This window comes from Nonomuraea sp. LP-02, assembly GCF_036289125.1.
Classification (GTDB): domain Bacteria; phylum Actinomycetota; class Actinomycetes; order Streptosporangiales; family Streptosporangiaceae; genus Nonomuraea; species Nonomuraea bangladeshensis.
Genome location: NZ_JAXCLK010000001.1, coordinates 4,253,175 through 4,271,355 on the forward strand (window position 1 = coordinate 4,253,175; position 18,181 = coordinate 4,271,355).

Below are 18,181 nucleotides of genomic sequence, written 5' to 3' on the forward strand. Positions count from 1 at the left end.
TCAACCACCCGCCGTCCGCACAATGCGTTTTCTGTCGGTGGCGCGAGGCAATATGGGCTGGTGAGCACGCTAGCCCAGTTCAGCCCGATGACCCAGCAGTGGTTCACGGGGGCGTTCGAGGCGCCCACGGCCGCCCAGGAGGGAGCGTGGGAGTCGATCGCCCGCGGCGACAACACGCTGGTCGTCGCGCCCACGGGGTCGGGCAAGACGCTGGCGGCGTTCCTGTGGTCGCTCGACCGGCTGGCCGCCCAGCCCCGTGATCCCGGAGCGGGCGGGGGCACGCGGGTCCTTTACGTCTCGCCGCTCAAGGCCCTCGCCGTCGACGTCGAGCGCAACCTGCGCGCGCCGCTGGCCGGGCTGAAGCAGACGGCGCGGCGGCTCGGGCTGCCGGTGCCGGAGATCTCGGTGGCGATCCGCTCGGGCGACACGCCCGCTGAGGACCGCAGGAGGTTCGCGGCCAAGCCGTCCGACATCCTCATCACCACGCCGGAGTCGCTGTTCCTGCTGCTCACCAGCCAGGCGCGGGAGGCGCTGCGCGGGGTCGAGACGGTCATCGTGGACGAGGTGCACGCGGTCGCCGCCACCAAGCGCGGCGCCCACCTGGCGCTCACCCTGGAGCGGCTGGACGTGCTGCTGGAGCGGCCGGCGCAGCGCATCGGCCTGTCGGCGACGGTGCGGCCGGTGAGCGAGGTGGCGGCGTTCCTGGGCGGGGCGCGGCCGGCCACGGTGGTGCAGCCGCCCGCCGACAAGCAGATCGAGGTCGAGGTCGTGGTCCCGGTGGAGGACATGACCGAGACCGCCGCCGGCCCCGAGGAGGGCGGCGACGGCGAGGAGCCGCGGGGCAGGTCGATCTGGCCGCACGTCGAGGACCGGTTGTTCGAGCTCATCGAGGCCCACAGCTCGACGATCGTGTTCGCCAACTCCCGGCGGCTGGCCGAGCGGCTGTGCTCGCGGCTCAACGAGCTGGCCTACGAACGTTCCCAGGGCGTGGAGGCCGTCGACCTGTCGATCTGGGAGACGCCGTCCGACCTGCCGCGGCGCACCCCCGCCGAGGTCATGGCGCAGGCGGGCGGCACCAAGGGCGTCGTGACGGAGGTCGTACGCGCCCACCACGGCTCGGTGTCCAAGGAGGAGCGGGCGCAGATCGAGGAGGCGCTGAAGTCCGGCCGGCTGCCGGCCGTGGTCGCCACCTCCAGCCTGGAGCTGGGCATCGACATGGGCTCGGTCGATCTCGTCGCGTGCGTGGAGGCGCCGCCGAGCGTGGCGAGCGGCCTGCAGCGCATCGGCCGGGCCGGGCACCAGGTCGGCGCGGTGTCCAAGGGCGTGATCTTCCCGAAATACCGCGGCGACCTGGTGCAGACCGCCGTGGTGGCCGAGCGCATGCAGGCCGGCCACATCGAGGAGATGCGCTATCCGCGCAACCCGCTCGACGTGCTGGCCCAGCAGATCGTGGCCATGACGGCGATGGACGAGTGGACGGTCGACGAGCTGGAGTCGGTGGTCAAGCGGGCCGCCCCTTACGCCACGCTGCCGCGCACCGCGCTGGAGGCCACGCTCGACATGCTGGCCGGCCGCTACCCGAGCGAGGAGTTCGCCGAGCTGCGCCCGCGCGTCGTCTGGGACCGCGTCACCGGCACGCTGCAGGGCCGGCCTGGCGCGCAGCGGCTCGCGGTCACCAACGGCGGCACGATCCCCGACCGCGGGCTGTTCGGCGTGTTCCTGGTGGGCGAGCGGGCGTCCCGGGTCGGCGAGCTGGACGAGGAGATGGTCTACGAGTCGCGCGTGGGCGACGTGTTCGTGCTGGGCGCGACCTCGTGGCGGATCGAGGACATCACGGCCGACCGGGTGCTGGTCTCCCCCGCGCCGGGGCAGCCGGGCAAGCTGCCGTTCTGGCACGGCGACGCGCCGGGGCGGCCGGCCGAGCTGGGGCGGGCCATCGGGGAGTTCCTGCGCGAGCAGGCCAAGGGCGGCGCGGCCGAACGGCTGCGGGCGGCCGGGCTTGACGACTTCGCCGCGGGCAACCTCCTCGCCTACCTGGAGGAGCAGCGCCAGGCCACCGGCTACGTGCCCGACGACCGCACGCTGCTGGTCGAACGCTTCCACGACGAGCTGGGCGACTGGCGAATAGTGATCCACTCGCCTTACGGCGCGCGGGTGCACGCGCCGTGGGCGCTGGCGATCAACCGGCGGCTGCGCGAACGCTACGGCGTCGACGTGCAGGCGCTCCACTCCGACGACGGCATCGTGCTGCGCGTCCCCGACACGCTGGCCGAGCCGCCGGCCGACGTGGCGGCCTTCGACGCCGACGAGATCGAGCAGATCGTTACCGAGGAGCTGGGCGGCTCGGCGCTGTTCGCCTCCCGATTCCGCGAGTGCGCGGGGCGGGCGCTGCTGCTGCCGCGCCGCACGCCGGGGCGGCGCAGCCCGCTGTGGCAGCAGCGGCAGCGGGCGGCCCACCTGCTGGGGGTGGCCTCGCAGTACGCCTCGTTCCCGATCGTGCTGGAGACGATGCGCGAGTGCCTGCAGGACGTGTTCGACGTGCCGGGGCTGGTCCGGCTCATGCGCGACATCGCCGCCCGCCGGGTGCGGGTGGTGGAGGTGGAGACCTCGCAGGCCTCGCCGTTCGCGGCGTCGCTGCTGTTCCACTACGTGGGCGCGTTCATGTACGAGGGCGACGCCCCGCTGGCCGAGCGGCGGGCGCAGGCGCTGGCCCTGGACACGTCGCTGCTGGCGGAGCTGCTGGGCCAGGCCGATCTGCGTGAGCTGCTCGACCCCGACGTCATCTCCGACGCCGAGCGTGAGCTGGCCCGGCTCGACCGGCCGCTGCGCGATGCCGAGGACCTCGCCGACCTGCTGCGCTCGCACGGGCCGCTGCTGGCGCCCGACGTCAGCGTACGCGGCGGCGATCCGGCCTGGCTGGAGGAGCTGGAGCGGGCCCGGCGGGCCATCCGGGTGCGTGTCGCGGGCGAGGAGCAGTGGGCGGCCGTCGAGGACGCCGGCCGGCTGCGTGACGCGCTGGGCGTGCCGTTGCCGGTGGGGGTGCCGCACGTGTTCCTGGAGCCGGTGGCCGATCCGCTGGCCGATCTGGTGGCGCGGCATGCCCGCACCCGCGGCCCGTTCCACGCCGACACCGCCGCCGCCAGGTTCGGGCTCGGCGTGGCCGTGGTGACCGACGCCCTGCGGCGGCTGGCCGGGTCCGGGCGGGTGGTCAGCGGGGAGTTCCGGCCCGGCGGGCGGGGCGAGGAGTGGTGTGACGCCGGGGTGCTGCGGATGTTGCGGCGGCGGTCGCTGGCCCGGCTGCGCAAGGAGGTGGAGCCGGTCGCGCCGGAGACGCTCGCCCTGTTCCTGCCCGCCTGGCACGGCATCACCGGCGCCTCCGCCGCTGAGCCGAGGGCGAGCGGTGACCAGCGGGGCGGCGGGACGGCGCGGGCCATGGACGCGCTGGTCCGGGCGATCGAGCAGCTCCAGGGGGCGGCCGTGCCCGCGTCGGCGCTGGAGAGCCTGGTGCTGCCCGCGCGGGTGCCCGGCTACCATCCGTCGTTGCTGGACGAGCTGACCTCGTCCGGCGAGGTGATGTGGGTGGGGCAGGGGTCGCTGCCCGGCGGCGACGGCTGGGTGTCGCTCTACTTCGCCGACACCGCGCCGCTGCTGCTGCCCGAGCCCGCCGAGATCACGATGACGGCGGTGCACGAGCGGGTGCTGGAGCTGCTGGGCGGTGGGGGCGCGCTGTTCTTCCGCGGCATCTCCGACCAGCTCGGCTCGCAGGACGACCAGACGTTGGTGTCGGCTTTGTGGGACCTCGTGTGGTCGGGGCGGATCTCCGGCGACACGCTGGCGCCGCTGCGGGCCACGCTCGGCACCGGGCGTCCCGCGCACCGGCCGGCGACGACCCGGCGGCGGCGGGCGGTGCTGCCCACGCGCAGCGGGCCGCCGACGGTGGCGGGGCGGTGGTGGCTGCTGCCCGCGCCCGCGGCCGACGCCACCCAGCGGGCCCAGGCCCAGGCCGAGGCGCTGCTCGAACGGCATGGGGTGGTGACGCGGGGGGCGGTCACCTCGGAGCGGCTGCCCGGCGGGTTCACGCCGGTCTACCAGGTGCTGCGGGCGTACGAGGAGAGCGGGCGGTGCCGGCGGGGCTACTTCGTCGAGGGGCTCGGGGGCGCGCAGTTCGCGCTGCCGGGGGCGGTGGACCGGATGCGCGCCATGGCGCCAGGCATCGCCCCGACGGCCGCCGGCACCCCGCCTCTCGAACCAGGGCCGGGGGCCGGGCGGGACGGTGGGAGGCGGGCTGTGGTGCTGGCGGCGGCCGATCCGGCCAATCCGTACGGCGCCGCGCTGTCCTGGCCGCAGCGTCCCGGCGACGCCGGCCACAAGCCGGGCCGCAAGGCGGGCGCGCTGGTGGTGCTGGTCGACGGCCATCTCGTCCTCTACGTGGAGCGCGGCGGCAAGACCCTGCTGTCGTTCGCCGACGACGAGCGGCTGCAGCCGGCCGTGGACGCCCTGGCCCTCGCCGTACGCGACGGCGCGCTCGGCAAGCTCACCGTCGAGCGTGCCGACGGGGCCTCGATCGGGGAGTCGCCGCTGGCGGCGGCTCTGGAGGCGGCCGGGTTCCATCCCACGCCGCGCGGCCTTCGCCTGCGTGCCTGACCGGGGCTCCGCGGCGGGCCGGGAGGCGATCACAATAGCCGGATGAGCTCCTTCCGCCGTTCACGCGCCGACCTCCTCACCGGCAAGAACCTGGAGATCTACCTCACGGCGACACGTTCCTGACCGCCGAGCGGAAGGGGCTCGCCGAGCAGGTGGGGCGGGCGCGTGACCTGCGCCTGGCGGGGGTGACGCTGAGCCGCACCGTGCGGGGGCACGTCGAGGAGCTGCGCAAGGCGCTGGAGCGAGGGGCGACGGTCAAGGTGCTGCTCATCGACCCGTCCGGCGGGGTGCCCGAGGAGGCGGCGCGGCGGAGCACGATCGCCGGGCGCGGCGAGGTCTTCGAGCACCGGGTCACCTCCACGCTTCACCTGCTGGAGGGGACGGTGACGCGCCGCCGCGACCACTTCTGGTTCGAGCACTTCACGGCGGAGTTCGACCGCATGTGGGAGGTGTCCAGGAAGCGGGAGCCGGATCAGGACGGCTTAAAATCTTGTATACGATAAGCCCGATATGACCGATCTGACGTTGGGCGCGGCCCACCGGACCTTGCGTGACGAGGTCACCGCGGAGCTGCGGCGCCGCATCCTGTCCGGCGAGCTGGCCCAGGGCGAACGGCTGGTCGAGGACCGGCTGGCCGCCGCGCTCGGCGTGTCGCGCAACCCGGTCCGCGAGTCCATCCGGGTGCTGGCCGCCGAGGGTTTCGTCGAGGTCGTCCCCCGTCTCGGGGCCACGGTCGCGCGCCTGTCCGCGGAGGAGGGCGAGGAGCTCTTCGACGTACGGATGGCCGTCGAAGGGCTGGCGGCGCGGCTGGCCGCGCGCAAGCGCACGCCGGAGTCGGCGCGGCGGCTGCGCGAGGTGCTGGAGCAGGCAAAGGACGCCGTGGAGAACGGCCAGGTGGAACGGGTGGCCGACCTCAACACCGCCTTCCACCTGGCCGTGGGCGAGGCGGCGGGCAACTCCTACCTGCACCTGATGATGACGCCGATGTTGCAGCGGGCGCAGTGGGTCTTCAGCCGTACGGCGTCGGTGCGAGGGCCGCACTCCTGGACCGAGCACCTCGGGCTGTGCGAGGCGATCGTCGCGGGCGACGAGGATGAGGCACAGGCCAGGGCGGTCGCGCACGTGGCCGCGGCCCGGCGCTCGTTCCTGGCCGCGATCGGCCGGACGGCCAAACACCCGAACGATTGAGACGCCGGCCTTGTCGTATACAGTCTCCGAGCCGCCGGCCGGGGAGCGGGAAGAAGGAGAGACGTTGTTCACCACCAGGCCCGAGCTGACGGGCGACTTCGGCATGGTCGCAGGCACCCACTGGCTGGCCTCGGCCACCGGCATGAGCGTCCTGGAGCGGGGCGGGAACGCCTTCGACGCGGCCGTGGCCGCCGGCTTCGTGCTGCAGGTCGCCGAGCCGCACCTGAACGGCCCCGGCGGCGAGGTGCCCATCCTGCTGTGGAGCGAGGCCGAGCAGAAGACGCACGTCGTGTGCGGGCAGGGCGTGGCCCCGGCCGCCGCGACCATCGAACGCTTCCGCGAGCTGGGCCTGGACGTCGTCCCCGGCACCGGCCTGCTCGCCGCCACCGTTCCGGGGGCGTTCGGCGGGTGGATGCTCCTGCTGGAGCGGTGGGGCACCTGGCGGCTGGCCGACGTGCTCGCGCCCGCCATCCACTACGCCGAGCACGGCGTCCCCGTGCTGGAGCGCGTCGCGGCCACGATCGCCGCCGTCGAGGGCATGTTCACCGCCGACTGGCCCACCTCGGCGACCACCTGGCTGCCCGGCGGCCGGGTGCCCGAGCCGGGCTCGCGGCTGGCCAACCCCGTGCTCGCCGCGACCTACCGGCGGATCGTCGCCGAGGCCGAGGCCGCCTCCGGCACCCGCGAGGGCCAGCTCGCCGCCGCCCGCCACACCTGGTACGAGGGCTTCGTCGCCGAGGCGATCGCCGGTTTCAGCGCCACGACCGCCTGGCGCGACAGCTCGGGAGAGGTGCACGGCGGCCTGCTGACCGGCGACGACCTCGCGGGCTGGAGCGCCACGACCGAGGAGCCGGTCAGCTTCGGCTACCGCGGCCACACGGTGTACAAGACCGGCCCGTGGGGCCAGGGCCCGGTGTTCCTGCAGCAGCTCGCCCTGCTCGACGGCGTGGACCTGGACGCGATGGGCTACCTGAGCGCCGACTACGTCCACACGGTGACCGAGGCCGCCAAGCTCGCCTTCGCCGACCGCGAGGCCTGGTACGGCGACGCCGACGTGCCGCTCGCCGACCTGCTCGACCCGGCCTACAACGCCGCCCGGCGCGCGCTCATCGGCTCCCGGGCCAGCCTGGACCTGCGGCCCGGCTCCCCCGGCGGCCGCGAGCCCCGGCTGCCCGTCCTGCCCGGGACCACGGTGCCGGCCCAGGAGGGCGTGGGCGAGCCCACCGTGGACACGGCCGGGCTGGAGCGGACGCTGTCCGACGGCCAGGTCCGCGGCGACACCTGCCACGTGGACGTCGTCGACCGCTGGGGCAACATGGTCTCGGCCACGCCGAGCGGCGGCTGGCTGCAGAGCTCCCCCACCATCCCCGCCCTGGGCTTCTGCCTGGGCACGCGGGCCCAGATGTTCTGGCTGCAGGAGGGCCTGCCCGCGTCGCTGCGGCCGGGGGCGCGCCCGCGCACCACGCTGTCGCCGTCGTTCGCGCTCAAGGACGGACGGCCGTGGCTGGCGTTCGGCACGCCGGGCGGCGACCAGCAGGACCAGTGGAGCCTGAACTTCTTCCTGGCGCTCGTCCACGGCGGGCTCAACCTGCAGGAGGCCATCGACGCCCCCATGTTCCACTCCGAGCACTTCCCCAGCTCGTTCTTCCCGCGCGGTTCACGGCCGGGCGTGCTGCACGTGGAGGAGCGGCTGGACCCCGGTGTGGTCGCCGAGCTGCGGCGGCGCGGGCACGAGGTCGAGGTGCAGGGGCCGTGGTCGCTGGGCCGGCTCAGTGCGGTGGCCCGTGACGGCGGCTTCCTCAAGGCCGCCGCCAACCCGCGTGGCGCCCAGGGCTACGCCGCCGGCCGATGAGCCCGGCGGAGCTGCTCTTCCTGGCGGCGTCCGGCCTGCTGGCCGGGGTGGTGAACGCCCTGGCCGGCGGCGGTACGCTCGTCTCGTTCCCCGCCCTGCTGGCGTTGGGGTACCCGGGCCTGACCGCGTCCGTGACGAACGCGGTGGCGCTGTGGCCCGGCTATCTCGGCGGCGCCCTGGGCTACCGGGCCGAGCTGCGCGGGCAGCGGCGCAGGGTGGTGACGCTCGGGGCGACGGCGGTGACGGGCGCGGTCGCGGGCAGCGCGCTGCTGCTGGTCACGCCCGGCCGGGTGTTCGAGTCGATCGTGCCGTGGCTGGTGGGTCTCGCCAGCCTCGCGCTGCTGGCCCAGCCGTGGCTGCGCGCCCGGCTCGGCGGCACGGCCGGTGGACCGCCGAGCCGCCAGGTGTACGCCGGGGTGTTCCTGGGCGGGTGCTACGGCGCGTACTTCAACGGGGGCATGGGCGTGCTGCTGCTGGCCGTGCTCGGTCTGTTCCTGCACGACGGCCTGCACCGGGTCAACGCCGTACGGGCCGTGCTGGCGCTGGTGATCACCTCGGTGTCGGCGGTGGCGTTCTCGCTCTTCGCCGACGTGCGGTGGGAGGCGGTCGCGGTGATCGCGCCGGCCAGCCTCGCGGGTGGCTTCCTCGGCACCCGCGTGGCCAGACTGCTGTCGGCGAGGGTCCTGCGTGGCGTGGTGGTCGTCTTCGGCCTCGGTGTGGCCGTGGCGCTCGCGCTCCAATGAGCGGGTTCAGGCGACGGTGGCCTCGATGAGGTCGTCCACCACGTCGTTCAGGTCGTTGCCGCGGGCGTGCACCCGCCGCTGGCGCATCGCGCCCGACCCCTTGCGCAGCAGCCGGTCCAGGCCCTCCTGCACGAAGGCCAGGTCACCCGCCTCGGCCAGCGCCGGGCGTACGTGCTCGAGCAGCCGCCAGGCCAGCACGTTCGCGGGCAGGCGGGTGCCGTCGCGCACGTCCACGCCCTCGCCCGCGAGGCCGTCCCTGGCCGCCCGCCAGTAGGCGGCGCGCAGCACCTCCGAGGAGACGGGCAGCCCGTGGTCGCCGCGCCGTACCGCTTCCAGTGAGGTCACCACCAGGGCGCGGACGAGCCCGATCAGTGTGAGGCTGTCGCTCACGTCGAGCGGCACGTCGGCCGCCCTGATCTCGACCGTGGGCAGGCTGGGCGAGGGACGGGTGTCCCAGTAGACCGTCTTGGGGTCGATCAGCGCCCCCGTGTCGTCGAGCGCCCGCACCGCCAGCTCGTAGTCGGCGTAGGAGGCGAAGTAGGGGGGCGCGCCCGCCACCGGCCACCGGCCCCAGGAGATCACTCTCCAGGAGGCGTACCCGGTGTCGCGACCGGCGAAGAACGGCGAGTTGGCGGCCAGCGCGATCAGCGTCGGCAGCCAGCAGCGCACGTGGTTGCCGACGTAGACGGCGTGCTCGCGGTCGGGCACGTCCACGTGCACGTGCAGCGCGCAGATGGTGATCTCGTCCTGGAGCGCCCGGTAGGCCACCCTGCTCTGCAGGTAGCGGGGCACGTCGGTGAGCGGCGGCGAGCTCACGTCGCCGAGCACGGGGATGCCGCTGGCGACGATCGCGAGACCGCACGCCCGCGCGGCGTCGGCCACCTCCTTTCGTACGGCGCGCAGTTGCGAGCCGAGTTCGCTCAGGTCGGTGGAGGGGGGCGTGCGGGCCTCCACCTGGAAACGGGTGATCTCATGCACCACGTCGGTCATCCCGGTGGTGGCGGCCAGTACGTCGGTCGCCCGGGGAGAGACGTGGCGGGTGCGGGGATCGACGATGAGGTATTCCTCTTCGATCCCGATCAGCGGAATCATGCCTGCACCTCGTTGGGGGGAGTGAGTTCCGCAAGGAGTTGTGCCCCGGCGACCGCTCGCGGAAAACCTTCCCGACCTGAGGGTGTCAGGCGGTGAAACCTGTGGGGCCGTAGAGGGCGTGGGGCGCTCCTGTGGCGAGGGCCCAGTAGCGGTCACCGTAGGACCAGTGCCACCACTCGGTGGGGTAGTTGACCAGACCGGCCGGCTCCAGGACGGCGGCGAGGAGGTCGCGGTGGGCGCGGGCGTCGGCCGAGATGCCGGGGGCGGCGGTGTAGCAGGCGCCGGCGCTCTCCTCGGGGTTGTCGTTGACCTGGGTGCCCATGTCGTACTCGACGCCCTCGGGGTCGCACAGGGTGAGGTCGACGGCCGCGCCGGCGGTGTGCGGGGCCACGCTGACCGGGGAGACGTACCGGCTGGCGGCGACGTGGGCCTCCTCGACCGTCATGCCGGGATTGGCGGCCAGCAGCTCGTCGCGGTATTGGGTGAAGTAGAGGGACTGGGTGGCGATCGGCCGGTAGCCCTCCACGATCAGCAGGTGGTAGCCGTCGGGCAGCCCGGCCTCGGCGCGCTCCAGCCGCTCCAGCAGCCCGGTGCGCAGGTGCGCCCAGGCGCCGTCGGGGTCGGCCAGCCGCTCGTCCACCCGCAGCCGGCCGCGTACCTCGGCCAGCGGCTCGTCCGACTCGCGCACCGGGATGGCGGCCACCCTGGGGTCCGAGATGAGCACGACATCGTTCCTGGGGTCGTTCGGGGACTGCCACATGGGCAACGATTTTCACACAGTGTCGGAGAAGACCTGCTCCCGGGCCTGGTCCAGAGCCGCGACCAAGGCTCCGCGCAGCACGGGGTTCCCGGCCACCCTGGTGGTGACGACGGGGGGCCGGCTCGGGCACACGCGGGCCACGGCCTCCTGCACCTTCGCGGCCAGCCGCTCGCCGCCCGCCCGTCCGACGTCGCCGCTCAGGACGATCAGGCCGGGGTCGAGCACGACGGTGATCGCCGCCGCGCCCACCGCGAGCCGCCCGGCGACCGCGTCGAGGAAGTCCTCGCCGCCGTTGCGTACCAGGTCGGGGACGGTCGCCCCCTGTACGCCGTGCTCGCGGGCGAGGCCGCGCAACGCGTCGTGGCCGACCAGGCGCTGGAAGGAGCCGGACTGCGGCTGGGAGACGTCGGCCGGCAGCGGCTCGCCGGGCACCGGCAGCCAGCCGATCTCGCCCGCGCCGCCGGTGATGCCGCGGTGCAGCCGGCCGTCCAGCATGACGCCGAGGCCCTGGCCGACGCCCGCCCAGATGACCACGAAGTCGTCGTGGCCGACGGCGGCGCCGTAGGTGTGCTCGGCGAGGGCGACCAGGTTGACGTCGTTCTCGATGGTGACGGAGGCGCCGAGGGTGCGGCGGAGGCTGGCGAGCACGCCCACGTGCCAGGCGGGCAGGTCGTACGACCAGCGCACGTCCCCGCTGACCGGGTCCACGACGCCCCGGGTGCCGATGACGAACGCCTTCAGCCGCTCCAGCCCGATGCCGGCGGTGTCGCAGGCGCGCTGCACGGCGGCGTGGACCGTGCGGACCGGGTCGCCGCCGTCGGCGGGGTTGACCGTGATCTCGACCACGATCCGGCCTGTGATGTCGGCCACACCCACCTTCAGGCTGTCGGGCAGCACCTCCAGGCCGGCGACGTACGCGCTGGAGGGCACCACCCCGTACAGTGCGGCATGCGGCCCCCTGCCGCCCGCCCGTTCCCCCGCGACCTCGACCAGCCCCCGTTCCTCCAGTCGAGCCAGGAGCTGACCTGCGGTTACCTTGGAGAGCCCGGTCCGCTCGCCCAGCTCGGCCCGGGTGAGCGGGCCGTCCACGAGGAGGAGCTCGAGTGCCGCGCGATCGTTCAACCGCCGCAGCAGCCGGGGAACCCCCGGGCTTCGACTCATTACCGCACCCCTCTCGTCACGAATGGCTAACGGGCGTTTCTTTTAAGAAAGTTTCTTGTTAGTTTAGCAGCGTCGTTCGGCATTTGACGATCAGCCTGGTGCGGACCGTAGGCCAGCACCCGGGAAGGGAGAACCCTGTGAGGATCGCGAAGATCACAGCCACTACGGTCACCACGGCCGCCCTGGCCCTGGGCCTGGCCGCCTGTGGCTCCGGTGAGGCGCCCTCCTCCTCACCGAGCGCCGCCGCCTCCGCCAGCGGCCCCAAGTACGCCGGCAAGACGCTGAGCGTCTGGCGCCTCGGCGACAGCAACCCGGCCGCGGCCAAGTACATGGAAGAGCTGAACGCCGAGTTCAAGCAGCAGACCGGCGCTGAGGTCAAGCTCGAGTGGATCCCGTGGCCGCAGGTCGCCGACAAGTTCGCGGCCGCCGCCACCGGCTCAGGACCGGACGTGACCGAGATCGGCAACGACCAGGTCCCCATGTGGCAGAGCCAGGACGCGCTCACCCCGATCACGGACATCGCCCGCGAGGGCGACCGCGCGCAGATCCCCGAGAACCTCTACGGCTACGAGACCGTGGACGGCGAGATCTACGCCGTGCCGTGGGGCGCCGGCGCCCGCGCCGTCCTCTACCGCAAGGACTGGTTCGAGGACCTCAAGATCGAGGTCCCGAAGACCTGGGACGAGCTCGTCGCCGCGGCCAAGAAGATCCAGAAGGAGAAGGGCGCGGGGGTGGACGGCTTCGCCTTCAACGGCGGCTCCGACGCCAACCACCTGCTGGCCGCGTTCGCCTGGTCCGAGGGCGGCGAGTTCGCCGTCAAGGAGGGCGACAAGTGGGTCGGCAAGCTCACCGAGCCCGGCTTCGCCAAGGGCTTCGAGACCTACACCGGCCTGGTGACGGGCGGCCTGTCCAGCAAGGCGAACCTCACGCTCAACACGGTCGACATCCGTAAGCGCTTCGCCAACAACAAGGTCGCGATGTACCTCACCGCCGGCTGGGACCTGCCCGGCATCGAGGAGGACTCGAAGGGCAAGCTGAAGAGCGACAAGCTCGCCTTCTTCCCGCTGCCCGCCAAGACCGGCGGCGTCGCCCCCTCCTTCTTCGGCGGCAACGACATCGCGCTGTGGGGCGGCACCAAGGAGGCCGACCTCGGCAAGGAGTACATCAAGCTGGCCACCAGCAAGACCTGGGCCGACCGCTACGCCAGCGAGGGCGGCCTGCTCCCGGTCTACCCGGACACCCTGGCCAAGCTTGAGGAGGACCCGGCGCAGGGCCCGTTCGCCCAGGCGTTCGCCAAGGCCCGCGCCTTCCCCGCCGACCCCAACTGGGCCGAGGCCGACGCCACCAAGATGGTGCTGCAGAACGCCGCGCGGGCCGTCATCGAGGGCAAGAAGGACGCCGGCACCGCCCTCGCCGACGCCAACAAGGAACTCGAAGAGATCCTGAACCAGTGAGCATGGCGAACCCGACTACGGTCGCCCGGGGTGGGGGCTCCTCCCCCTCCCCGGGTCACCGGCACAGGAAGGGGGGCGGCCGCACGCGGGCGAGCGGGCTGCCGGCGTGGAGCATCCCGTACGTGCTGCTCGTGCCCGGCCTGCTGGTGATCGCGGGGCTGCTGCTCTACCCGATGTTCCAGCTCGCGGTCATGGCCTTCCAGAAGGTGGGCCTGGCCCAGGTCCGGGGCACCAGGCCGGCGGAGTGGGTGGGCCTGGAGAACTTCGAGAAGGTCCTGTCCAACGACATCTTCTGGTCGGCGCTCCGCAACACCGTGGCCTTCGCCTTCGTCGCGGTCAGCCTCACGCTGATCGTCGGCACCGCCGTCGGGGTGCTCCTGCACCGGCTCGGCAGGAAGATGTCGCTGTTTGTGGTCATCGGCTGCATGTTCGCCTGGGCGGTGCCGCCGGTGGCGCAGGGCGTCATCTGGCGCTCGCTCTTCGACGCCGAGGCCGGCATCGTCAACTGGGCGCTCGACCTGCTGCCCGACTGGCTGGCCGCGCCGCCCGCCGGGCAGCGGAGCTGGGCGGGCACCCCCTGGCTCACCGACACCCTGCCCCTCTACATCGCGCTGGTCTTCTGCGTGGTCTGGGCCGGCTTCCCGTTCATCGCGGTGTCGGTGCTGGCCGGGCTCAAGGGCATCCCCGCCGAGCTGTACGAGGCGGCCAGGGTCGACGGCTCGGGGCCGTGGCGCACGTTCACCAAGATCACCCTGCCGATGCTGAAGCCCGTCTTCGCCGTCCTGACGATCCTGTCGATCATCTGGGACTTCAAGGTCTTCAGCCAGCTCTACACGCTGATGAACGGGCACACCAACCGCGAGGGCTACAACCTGTCCATGTACGCGGTCGCCGAGGCGTTCAAGCCCCCGCAGAAGCTGGGCATGGGCGCGGCGATCTCCGTCGTCCTGACGATCGTCCTGCTCGTGATCACCGTCGTGTACGTCAGGCAGATCGTGAAGCAGGAGGAGATGTGACCCCGCTCGCCCGCAAGAGGCTCGGCAAGATCCTCCTCAACACGGCCGGTGTCCTGGTCTTCCTCTACGCCGTCTTCCCCGTCTACTGGATGGTGTCGACCGGCTTCAAGGAGAACGACCAGATCTTCACCACGGAGTTCGTCCCGTTCCCGACGCACTTCACCTTCGATCACTTCGCGCGGGTGCTGACCGAGGGCGTCGCGAACAACTCCATCTGGCTCTACATGCGCAACAGCGCCATCGTGGCGCTCGGGACGGTGCTCATCGGCTCGGCCTTCGCCCTGCTGTCGGCCACCGCCATCGCCCGCTTCCGCTTCAAGGGCCGCGGCGTGTTCCTCGTCGTGCTGCTGGTCGTGCAGATGCTGCCGGCCGAGGGGCTGCTCATCCCGCTCTACATGATGGTCAAGCGGGTGGGGCTCGGCGACACCTTCATCGGGCTGATCGTCACCCAGGTCGCGCTCACGCTGCCGTTCGGCGTGTGGATGTTGCGCACGTTCGTCGCGGCGGTCCCCAAGTCGCTGGAGGAGGCGGCCTGGATCGACGGCGCGGGACGCATGCAGACCTTCTGGAAGGTGCTCTTCCCGCTGGTCGCGCCCGGCCTGGTGGCGACGAGCATCTTCTCGTTCATCACCGCGTGGAACGACCTGGTCTTCGCTCTCTACCTGATGTCGGAGTCCGAGGGCTACACGATGCCGGCCGCCCTGCAGTACTTCATCGGCCAGAAGGGCGTCGACTGGGGGGCGATCATGGCCGGATCCACGCTGATGACGATCCCGGTCGTCATCTTCTTCCTGCTCGTGCAGCGCCGTATGGTCTCCGGCCTGGTCGCCGGGGCCGTGAAGGGCTGACGCGGCACATTCCCGCACGGCGCCGCCGGCGCCGTGCACGACCCTGCCCATTTTCCCTGCCCATTTTCCACTTGATGAGGAGCCATGAGTCAGAGTGATCGGGGGCTGCGCCGCCTGGCGGCCGGCACACTGCTCGTCGCCTTCCAGGGCACCGAGGCGCCCGATTGGGTGCTGCGCGAGCTGGAGCACGGCCTGGGAGGCGTGACGCTCTTCGGGTTCAACGTGGCCGACCACGGCCAGGTGAAGGAGCTGACCACCGCGCTGCGGGGAGCCGGTGAGCCCGTCATCTCGCTGGACGAGGAGGGCGGCGACGTCACGCGGCTCGCCTACCACGTCGGCAGCCCGTACCCGGGCAACGCGGCGCTCGGGGCGGTGGACGACCCCGGGCTGACCCGCAGCGTCTACCGGGCCATCGCCGCCGAGCTGGCCGCCTGCGGCATCAACCTGGACATGGCGCCGAGCGCGGACGTCAACACCGAGGCCGACAACCCGGTGATCGGCACCCGCTCGTTCGGCGCGGACGCCGCCCTGGTGGCCCGGCACACCGTCGCCGCCGTGGAGGGCCTGCAGTCGCTGCGCGTGGCCGCCTGCGTCAAGCACTTCCCCGGCCACGGCGCCACCCGCGTGGACTCGCACCTGGCGATCCCGGTCGTGGACGTGGGCCTCGACGTGCTGCGCGAGCGGGAGCTCGCCCCGTTCCGCGCGGCCGTGACCGCGGGGGCGAAGTCGGTGATGACCGCGCACGTCGCCGTGCCGGCCGTGACGGGCGACTCGCCCGCGACGCTGTCCGCCGCGGCGCTGACCGGGCTCCTCAGGGGCGAGCTCGGTTTCGACGGCGTGGTCGTCACCGACGCCCTCGACATGCACGCCATCACCCGCAGCGTCGGCCTCGCCGGCGGCGCGGTGCTGACCCTCGCGGCCGGGGCCGACCTGCTGTGCCTCGGGCCGATTCCCGCCTACGACGACGTCCAGGCGATCATCGACGAGATCGTCTCGGCGGTGCGCGAGGGCCGGCTGGCGGGCGAGCGGCTGGAGGAGGCCGCGGCGCGGGTGGCCGCGCTGCGGGAGTGGTTCGGCGGGGATCGCGAGGTGCCGGCCGAGCGCAACGTCGTGGGCCTGCACGCGGCCCGCCGCGCCGTACGGCTGAGCGGCGTCCCGGAGCCTCTCGTCGAGCCCCTGGTGGTCGAGGTGGACACCCCGCCGACGATCGCCGTGGGCGACGTGCCGTGGGGCGTGGGGCCGTGGCTGCCCGAGGCGGAGGTCGTCCGCGTCGAGCCGTCGGCCGCCGACGCGGCCGGGCTGCTGGCCAAGGCCGCCGGCCGGTCCCTGGTCGTCGTGGTCAAGGACGCCCACCGCCACCCCGCCAGCCGGGACCTGGTCTCGGCGCTGGTGACGGCCCGGCCGGACACGACCGTCATCGAGATGGGGCTGCCGGTGTGGCGGCCGGACAGCGCCGCCTACATCGCGACGTACGGGGCCGCCCGCGCCAACGCCCAGGCGGCCGTGGAGCTGCTCCAGACCGCCTGACGGCCGCTCAGGAGGCCGCTCAGGAGGCCGCTCAGGAGGCCAGGAGCTCCTCGCGGGCCTGGTCGAGCGCGGCGAGCACGGCGCCGCGCAGCACCGGATTGCCCTCGGTCACCGTGGTGGTGCCGACCTGGGGCCGGACCGGGCAGATGCGGGCCACGGCCTCCTCCACCCGGGACGCGAGCGCGTCGCCGCCCGCCTGACCCACCTCACCGGCCAGCACCACGAGGCCGGGGTCGAGGATCACGCACACGGCGGCCACGCCGAGCGCGAGCCGCTGGGCGATCTCGTCGAGCAGCGGCTCGCCCCGCTCGCCCGCGGCCATCGCGACCCGTACGCACTCGCCGGCGCTGCTGGCCGCGAAGCCGTAGCCCTGGGCCAGCTCGGCCACGGCCTCGGCGCTGACCAGCGACTGCAGGCCGCCCGCCAGCGACGGCAGCCGCCCCGGCTCGGTGCGGATGTCCTCCGGCAGCGGCACCCCGGGCACCGGCAGGTAGCCGATCTCGCCCGCGCTGCCGGAACGCCCCCGGTGCAGCCGGCCGCCCAGCATGACCGCCAGGCCGAGGCCGCGGCTGGCCCACAGCAGCACGAAGTCGTCCACGCCCTGGGCGACCCCGTCGGCGCGCTCGGCGATGGCGGCGAGGTTGACGTCGTTCTCGATCGTCACCTCGCGCCGCAGGTCGCCGGCGAGCGCCCCGTGGATGCCCTCGTGCCAGCCGGGCAGGTCGAAGGAGAAGCGCACGTCGCCGCTGCGCGGATCGACCACGCCGGGGGTACCGATCACCACGCCGCGCAGCCTGCTCAGCCCGACCTTGGCGCCGCGGCAGGCCTTGACGATGGCCTCGTGCACGGCGGCGACCGGGTCCTCGTGGCCCTTCGGGTCGACGGTGATCTCGGCGATCGTGTGACCGTGGATGTCGGCGACGGCCGAGGAGATGCGTTCGGGGCCGACCTCCAGGCCGGCGACGTACGCGCTGGAGGCGATCACCGAGTAGAGGGCCGCGTTGGGCCCCCGCCCGCCGGCCTGGGTGCCGACGACCTCGACCAGGCCGCGCTCCTCCAGCCTGGACAGCGTCTGGGAGGCCGTGACCTTGGACAGGCCGGTCAGGTCGCCGATCTGGCCGCGGGTCATGGGACCGGTGGCCAGCAGCAGTTCGAGCGCGGCCCGATCGTTGATCTCCCTCAGCAGCCTGGGCACACCTGGGCGTCGCTCCACCACGCTGAATCCCCACCGTCGGTCCACTGCGAATCGGTCCCCTGCGAAATCGCAAAGATTGTTGGAAGTTTAGCGCCCGTGTTCCCGAGAGACGTCGCAGGTGAACGCGAGATTTCTTCATGATCACCGTATCGGGGGGCCGTGCGCGGGACGACGCCGGACTCCAGATCACCTCCCCCATCTGACGACTGTGCGGCTAACCAGTGTTGACCAGGAGGGATAATCGAGAACATGCGCCTCTCCGCTCGTGTCGACTACGCCCTCCGAGCCGCCGCCGAACTCGCCGCCGCGGGTGCCGGCCCGACCACCGTGGGCGAGCTCGCCAAGGAACAGGACATGCCTCCCAAATACCTGGAGAACATCCTGCTCCAGATGCGCCGCGCCGGGCTGGTACGCGGGCAGCGAGGCCCCGAGGGCGGCTACGTCCTGGCCCGGCCCGCGGGCGAGATCTCCCTCGCCGACGTGATCCGGGCGGTGGACGGCCCGCTCGCCAACGTACGCGGCGAGCGGCCCGAGCACGTCGGCTACCGGGGGCCGGCCGAGTCGCTGCAGCAGGTGTGGATCGCGCTGCGCGCCACCGAGCGCGCCATCCTGGAGGAGGTCACGCTGGAGCAGGTCGCCGCCGGCACGCTGCCCGACCGCGTCCGCCAGCTCGCCGCCGACCCCGCCGCCTGGGACTGACC

General features: G+C 73.1%; 14 protein-coding genes. 10 read left to right on the forward strand and 4 right to left on the reverse strand.

Features of this window, described 5'->3' with window-relative positions; translation table 11 throughout:
- The first annotated feature begins 57 nt into the window (after positions 1-57).
- From SMD20_RS19705 to SMD20_RS19725, 5 genes are all read left to right on the forward strand, one after another.
- Entirely contained in the window at positions 58-4,644 is a 4,587-nt protein-coding gene (locus SMD20_RS19705; RefSeq protein ID WP_442942602.1) for an ATP-dependent helicase, read from the forward strand.
- A gap of 152 nt (positions 4,645-4,796) precedes the next feature.
- Positions 4,797-5,147 (forward strand): hypothetical protein, encoded by a 351-nt coding sequence (locus tag SMD20_RS19710; RefSeq protein WP_329583092.1) that lies wholly within the window; start codon positions 4,797-4,799, stop codon positions 5,145-5,147.
- A gap of 7 nt (positions 5,148-5,154) precedes the next feature.
- Positions 5,155-5,832 carry a GntR family transcriptional regulator gene (locus SMD20_RS19715; RefSeq protein WP_329583095.1) on the forward strand — a complete coding sequence of 226 codons (678 nt, stop codon included), beginning with the start codon at positions 5,155-5,157 and terminating at the stop codon, positions 5,830-5,832.
- A gap of 103 nt (positions 5,833-5,935) precedes the next feature.
- On the forward strand, positions 5,936-7,684 hold the full coding sequence (locus tag SMD20_RS19720; RefSeq protein ID WP_329592609.1) for a gamma-glutamyltransferase family protein: 1,749 nt from the start codon (positions 5,936-5,938) through the stop codon (positions 7,682-7,684).
- The gene (locus SMD20_RS19725) at positions 7,681-8,427 is read left to right on the forward strand and encodes a sulfite exporter TauE/SafE family protein (protein ID WP_329583098.1); all 747 of its coding nucleotides are present in this window, start codon (positions 7,681-7,683) and stop codon (positions 8,425-8,427) included. The genes SMD20_RS19720 and SMD20_RS19725 overlap by 4 nt, the downstream gene beginning before the upstream one ends.
- 6 nt (positions 8,428-8,433) lie before the next feature.
- Here SMD20_RS19725 and SMD20_RS19730 read toward each other — a convergent pair whose 3' ends face one another.
- The 3 genes from SMD20_RS19730 to SMD20_RS19740 form a co-directional block, all read right to left on the reverse strand.
- Complete coding sequence (locus tag SMD20_RS19730; RefSeq protein ID WP_329583101.1) at positions 8,434-9,519, reverse strand: carboxylate-amine ligase; 1,086 nt, start codon at positions 9,517-9,519, stop codon at positions 8,434-8,436.
- An 85-nt stretch (positions 9,520-9,604) separates the two neighbouring features.
- The gene (locus SMD20_RS19735; RefSeq protein WP_329583104.1) at positions 9,605-10,279 is read right to left on the reverse strand and encodes a M15 family metallopeptidase; all 675 of its coding nucleotides are present in this window, start codon (positions 10,277-10,279) and stop codon (positions 9,605-9,607) included.
- Between the two features lie 12 nt (positions 10,280-10,291).
- Positions 10,292-11,440 (reverse strand): ROK family transcriptional regulator, encoded by a 1,149-nt coding sequence (locus tag SMD20_RS19740; protein ID WP_329583107.1) that lies wholly within the window; start codon positions 11,438-11,440, stop codon positions 10,292-10,294.
- A 137-nt stretch (positions 11,441-11,577) separates the two neighbouring features.
- Here SMD20_RS19740 and SMD20_RS19745 point away from each other — a divergent pair, with 137 nt between their 5' ends.
- The 4 genes from SMD20_RS19745 to SMD20_RS19760 all read left to right on the forward strand — a co-directional run bounded on the left by SMD20_RS19745 (position 11,578) and on the right by SMD20_RS19760 (position 16,285).
- Positions 11,578-12,894 carry a sugar ABC transporter substrate-binding protein gene (locus SMD20_RS19745; protein ID WP_329583110.1) on the forward strand — a complete coding sequence of 439 codons (1,317 nt, stop codon included), beginning with the start codon at positions 11,578-11,580 and terminating at the stop codon, positions 12,892-12,894.
- A gap of 2 nt (positions 12,895-12,896) precedes the next feature.
- A complete protein-coding gene (locus SMD20_RS19750; protein WP_329583113.1) occupies positions 12,897-13,910 on the forward strand; it encodes a carbohydrate ABC transporter permease in 1,014 nt (337 codons plus the stop codon).
- Complete coding sequence (locus tag SMD20_RS19755; RefSeq protein ID WP_329583115.1) at positions 13,907-14,758, forward strand: carbohydrate ABC transporter permease; 852 nt, start codon at positions 13,907-13,909, stop codon at positions 14,756-14,758. Before SMD20_RS19750 ends, SMD20_RS19755 begins: the two co-directional genes overlap by 4 nt.
- Positions 14,759-14,842: 84 nt before the next feature.
- On the forward strand, positions 14,843-16,285 hold the full coding sequence (locus SMD20_RS19760) for a glycoside hydrolase family 3 protein (protein WP_329583118.1): 1,443 nt from the start codon (positions 14,843-14,845) through the stop codon (positions 16,283-16,285).
- Positions 16,286-16,316: 31 nt separating this feature from the next.
- Here SMD20_RS19760 and SMD20_RS19765 read toward each other — a convergent pair whose 3' ends face one another.
- On the reverse strand, positions 16,317-17,498 hold the full coding sequence (locus SMD20_RS19765) for an ROK family transcriptional regulator (protein WP_329592611.1): 1,182 nt from the start codon (positions 17,496-17,498) through the stop codon (positions 16,317-16,319).
- Positions 17,499-17,729: 231 nt separating this feature from the next.
- On the opposite strand from SMD20_RS19765, the gene SMD20_RS19770 reads away from it, so the two are divergent.
- Positions 17,730-18,179 carry an RrF2 family transcriptional regulator gene (locus tag SMD20_RS19770; RefSeq protein ID WP_091083967.1) on the forward strand — a complete coding sequence of 150 codons (450 nt, stop codon included), beginning with the start codon at positions 17,730-17,732 and terminating at the stop codon, positions 18,177-18,179.
- Positions 18,180-18,181 lie beyond the last annotated feature (2 nt).

Coding starts and splice junctions, on each gene's coding strand:
- SMD20_RS19715 (WP_329583095.1), top strand. CDS start 5,155: ATGACCGATCTGACGTTGGGCGCGGCCCACCGGACCTTGCGTGACGAG.
- SMD20_RS19720 (WP_329592609.1), top strand. CDS start 5,936: ATGGTCGCAGGCACCCACTGGCTGGCCTCGGCCACCGGCATGAGCGTC.
- SMD20_RS19725 (WP_329583098.1), top strand. CDS start 7,681: ATGAGCCCGGCGGAGCTGCTCTTCCTGGCGGCGTCCGGCCTGCTGGCC.
- SMD20_RS19730 (WP_329583101.1), bottom strand. CDS start 9,519: ATGATTCCGCTGATCGGGATCGAAGAGGAATACCTCATCGTCGATCCC.
- SMD20_RS19735 (WP_329583104.1), bottom strand. CDS start 10,279: ATGTGGCAGTCCCCGAACGACCCCAGGAACGATGTCGTGCTCATCTCG.
- SMD20_RS19740 (WP_329583107.1), bottom strand. CDS start 11,440: ATGAGTCGAAGCCCGGGGGTTCCCCGGCTGCTGCGGCGGTTGAACGAT.
- SMD20_RS19750 (WP_329583113.1), top strand. CDS start 12,897: ATGGCGAACCCGACTACGGTCGCCCGGGGTGGGGGCTCCTCCCCCTCC.
- SMD20_RS19760 (WP_329583118.1), top strand. CDS start 14,843: ATGAGTCAGAGTGATCGGGGGCTGCGCCGCCTGGCGGCCGGCACACTG.
- SMD20_RS19770 (WP_091083967.1), top strand. CDS start 17,730: ATGCGCCTCTCCGCTCGTGTCGACTACGCCCTCCGAGCCGCCGCCGAA.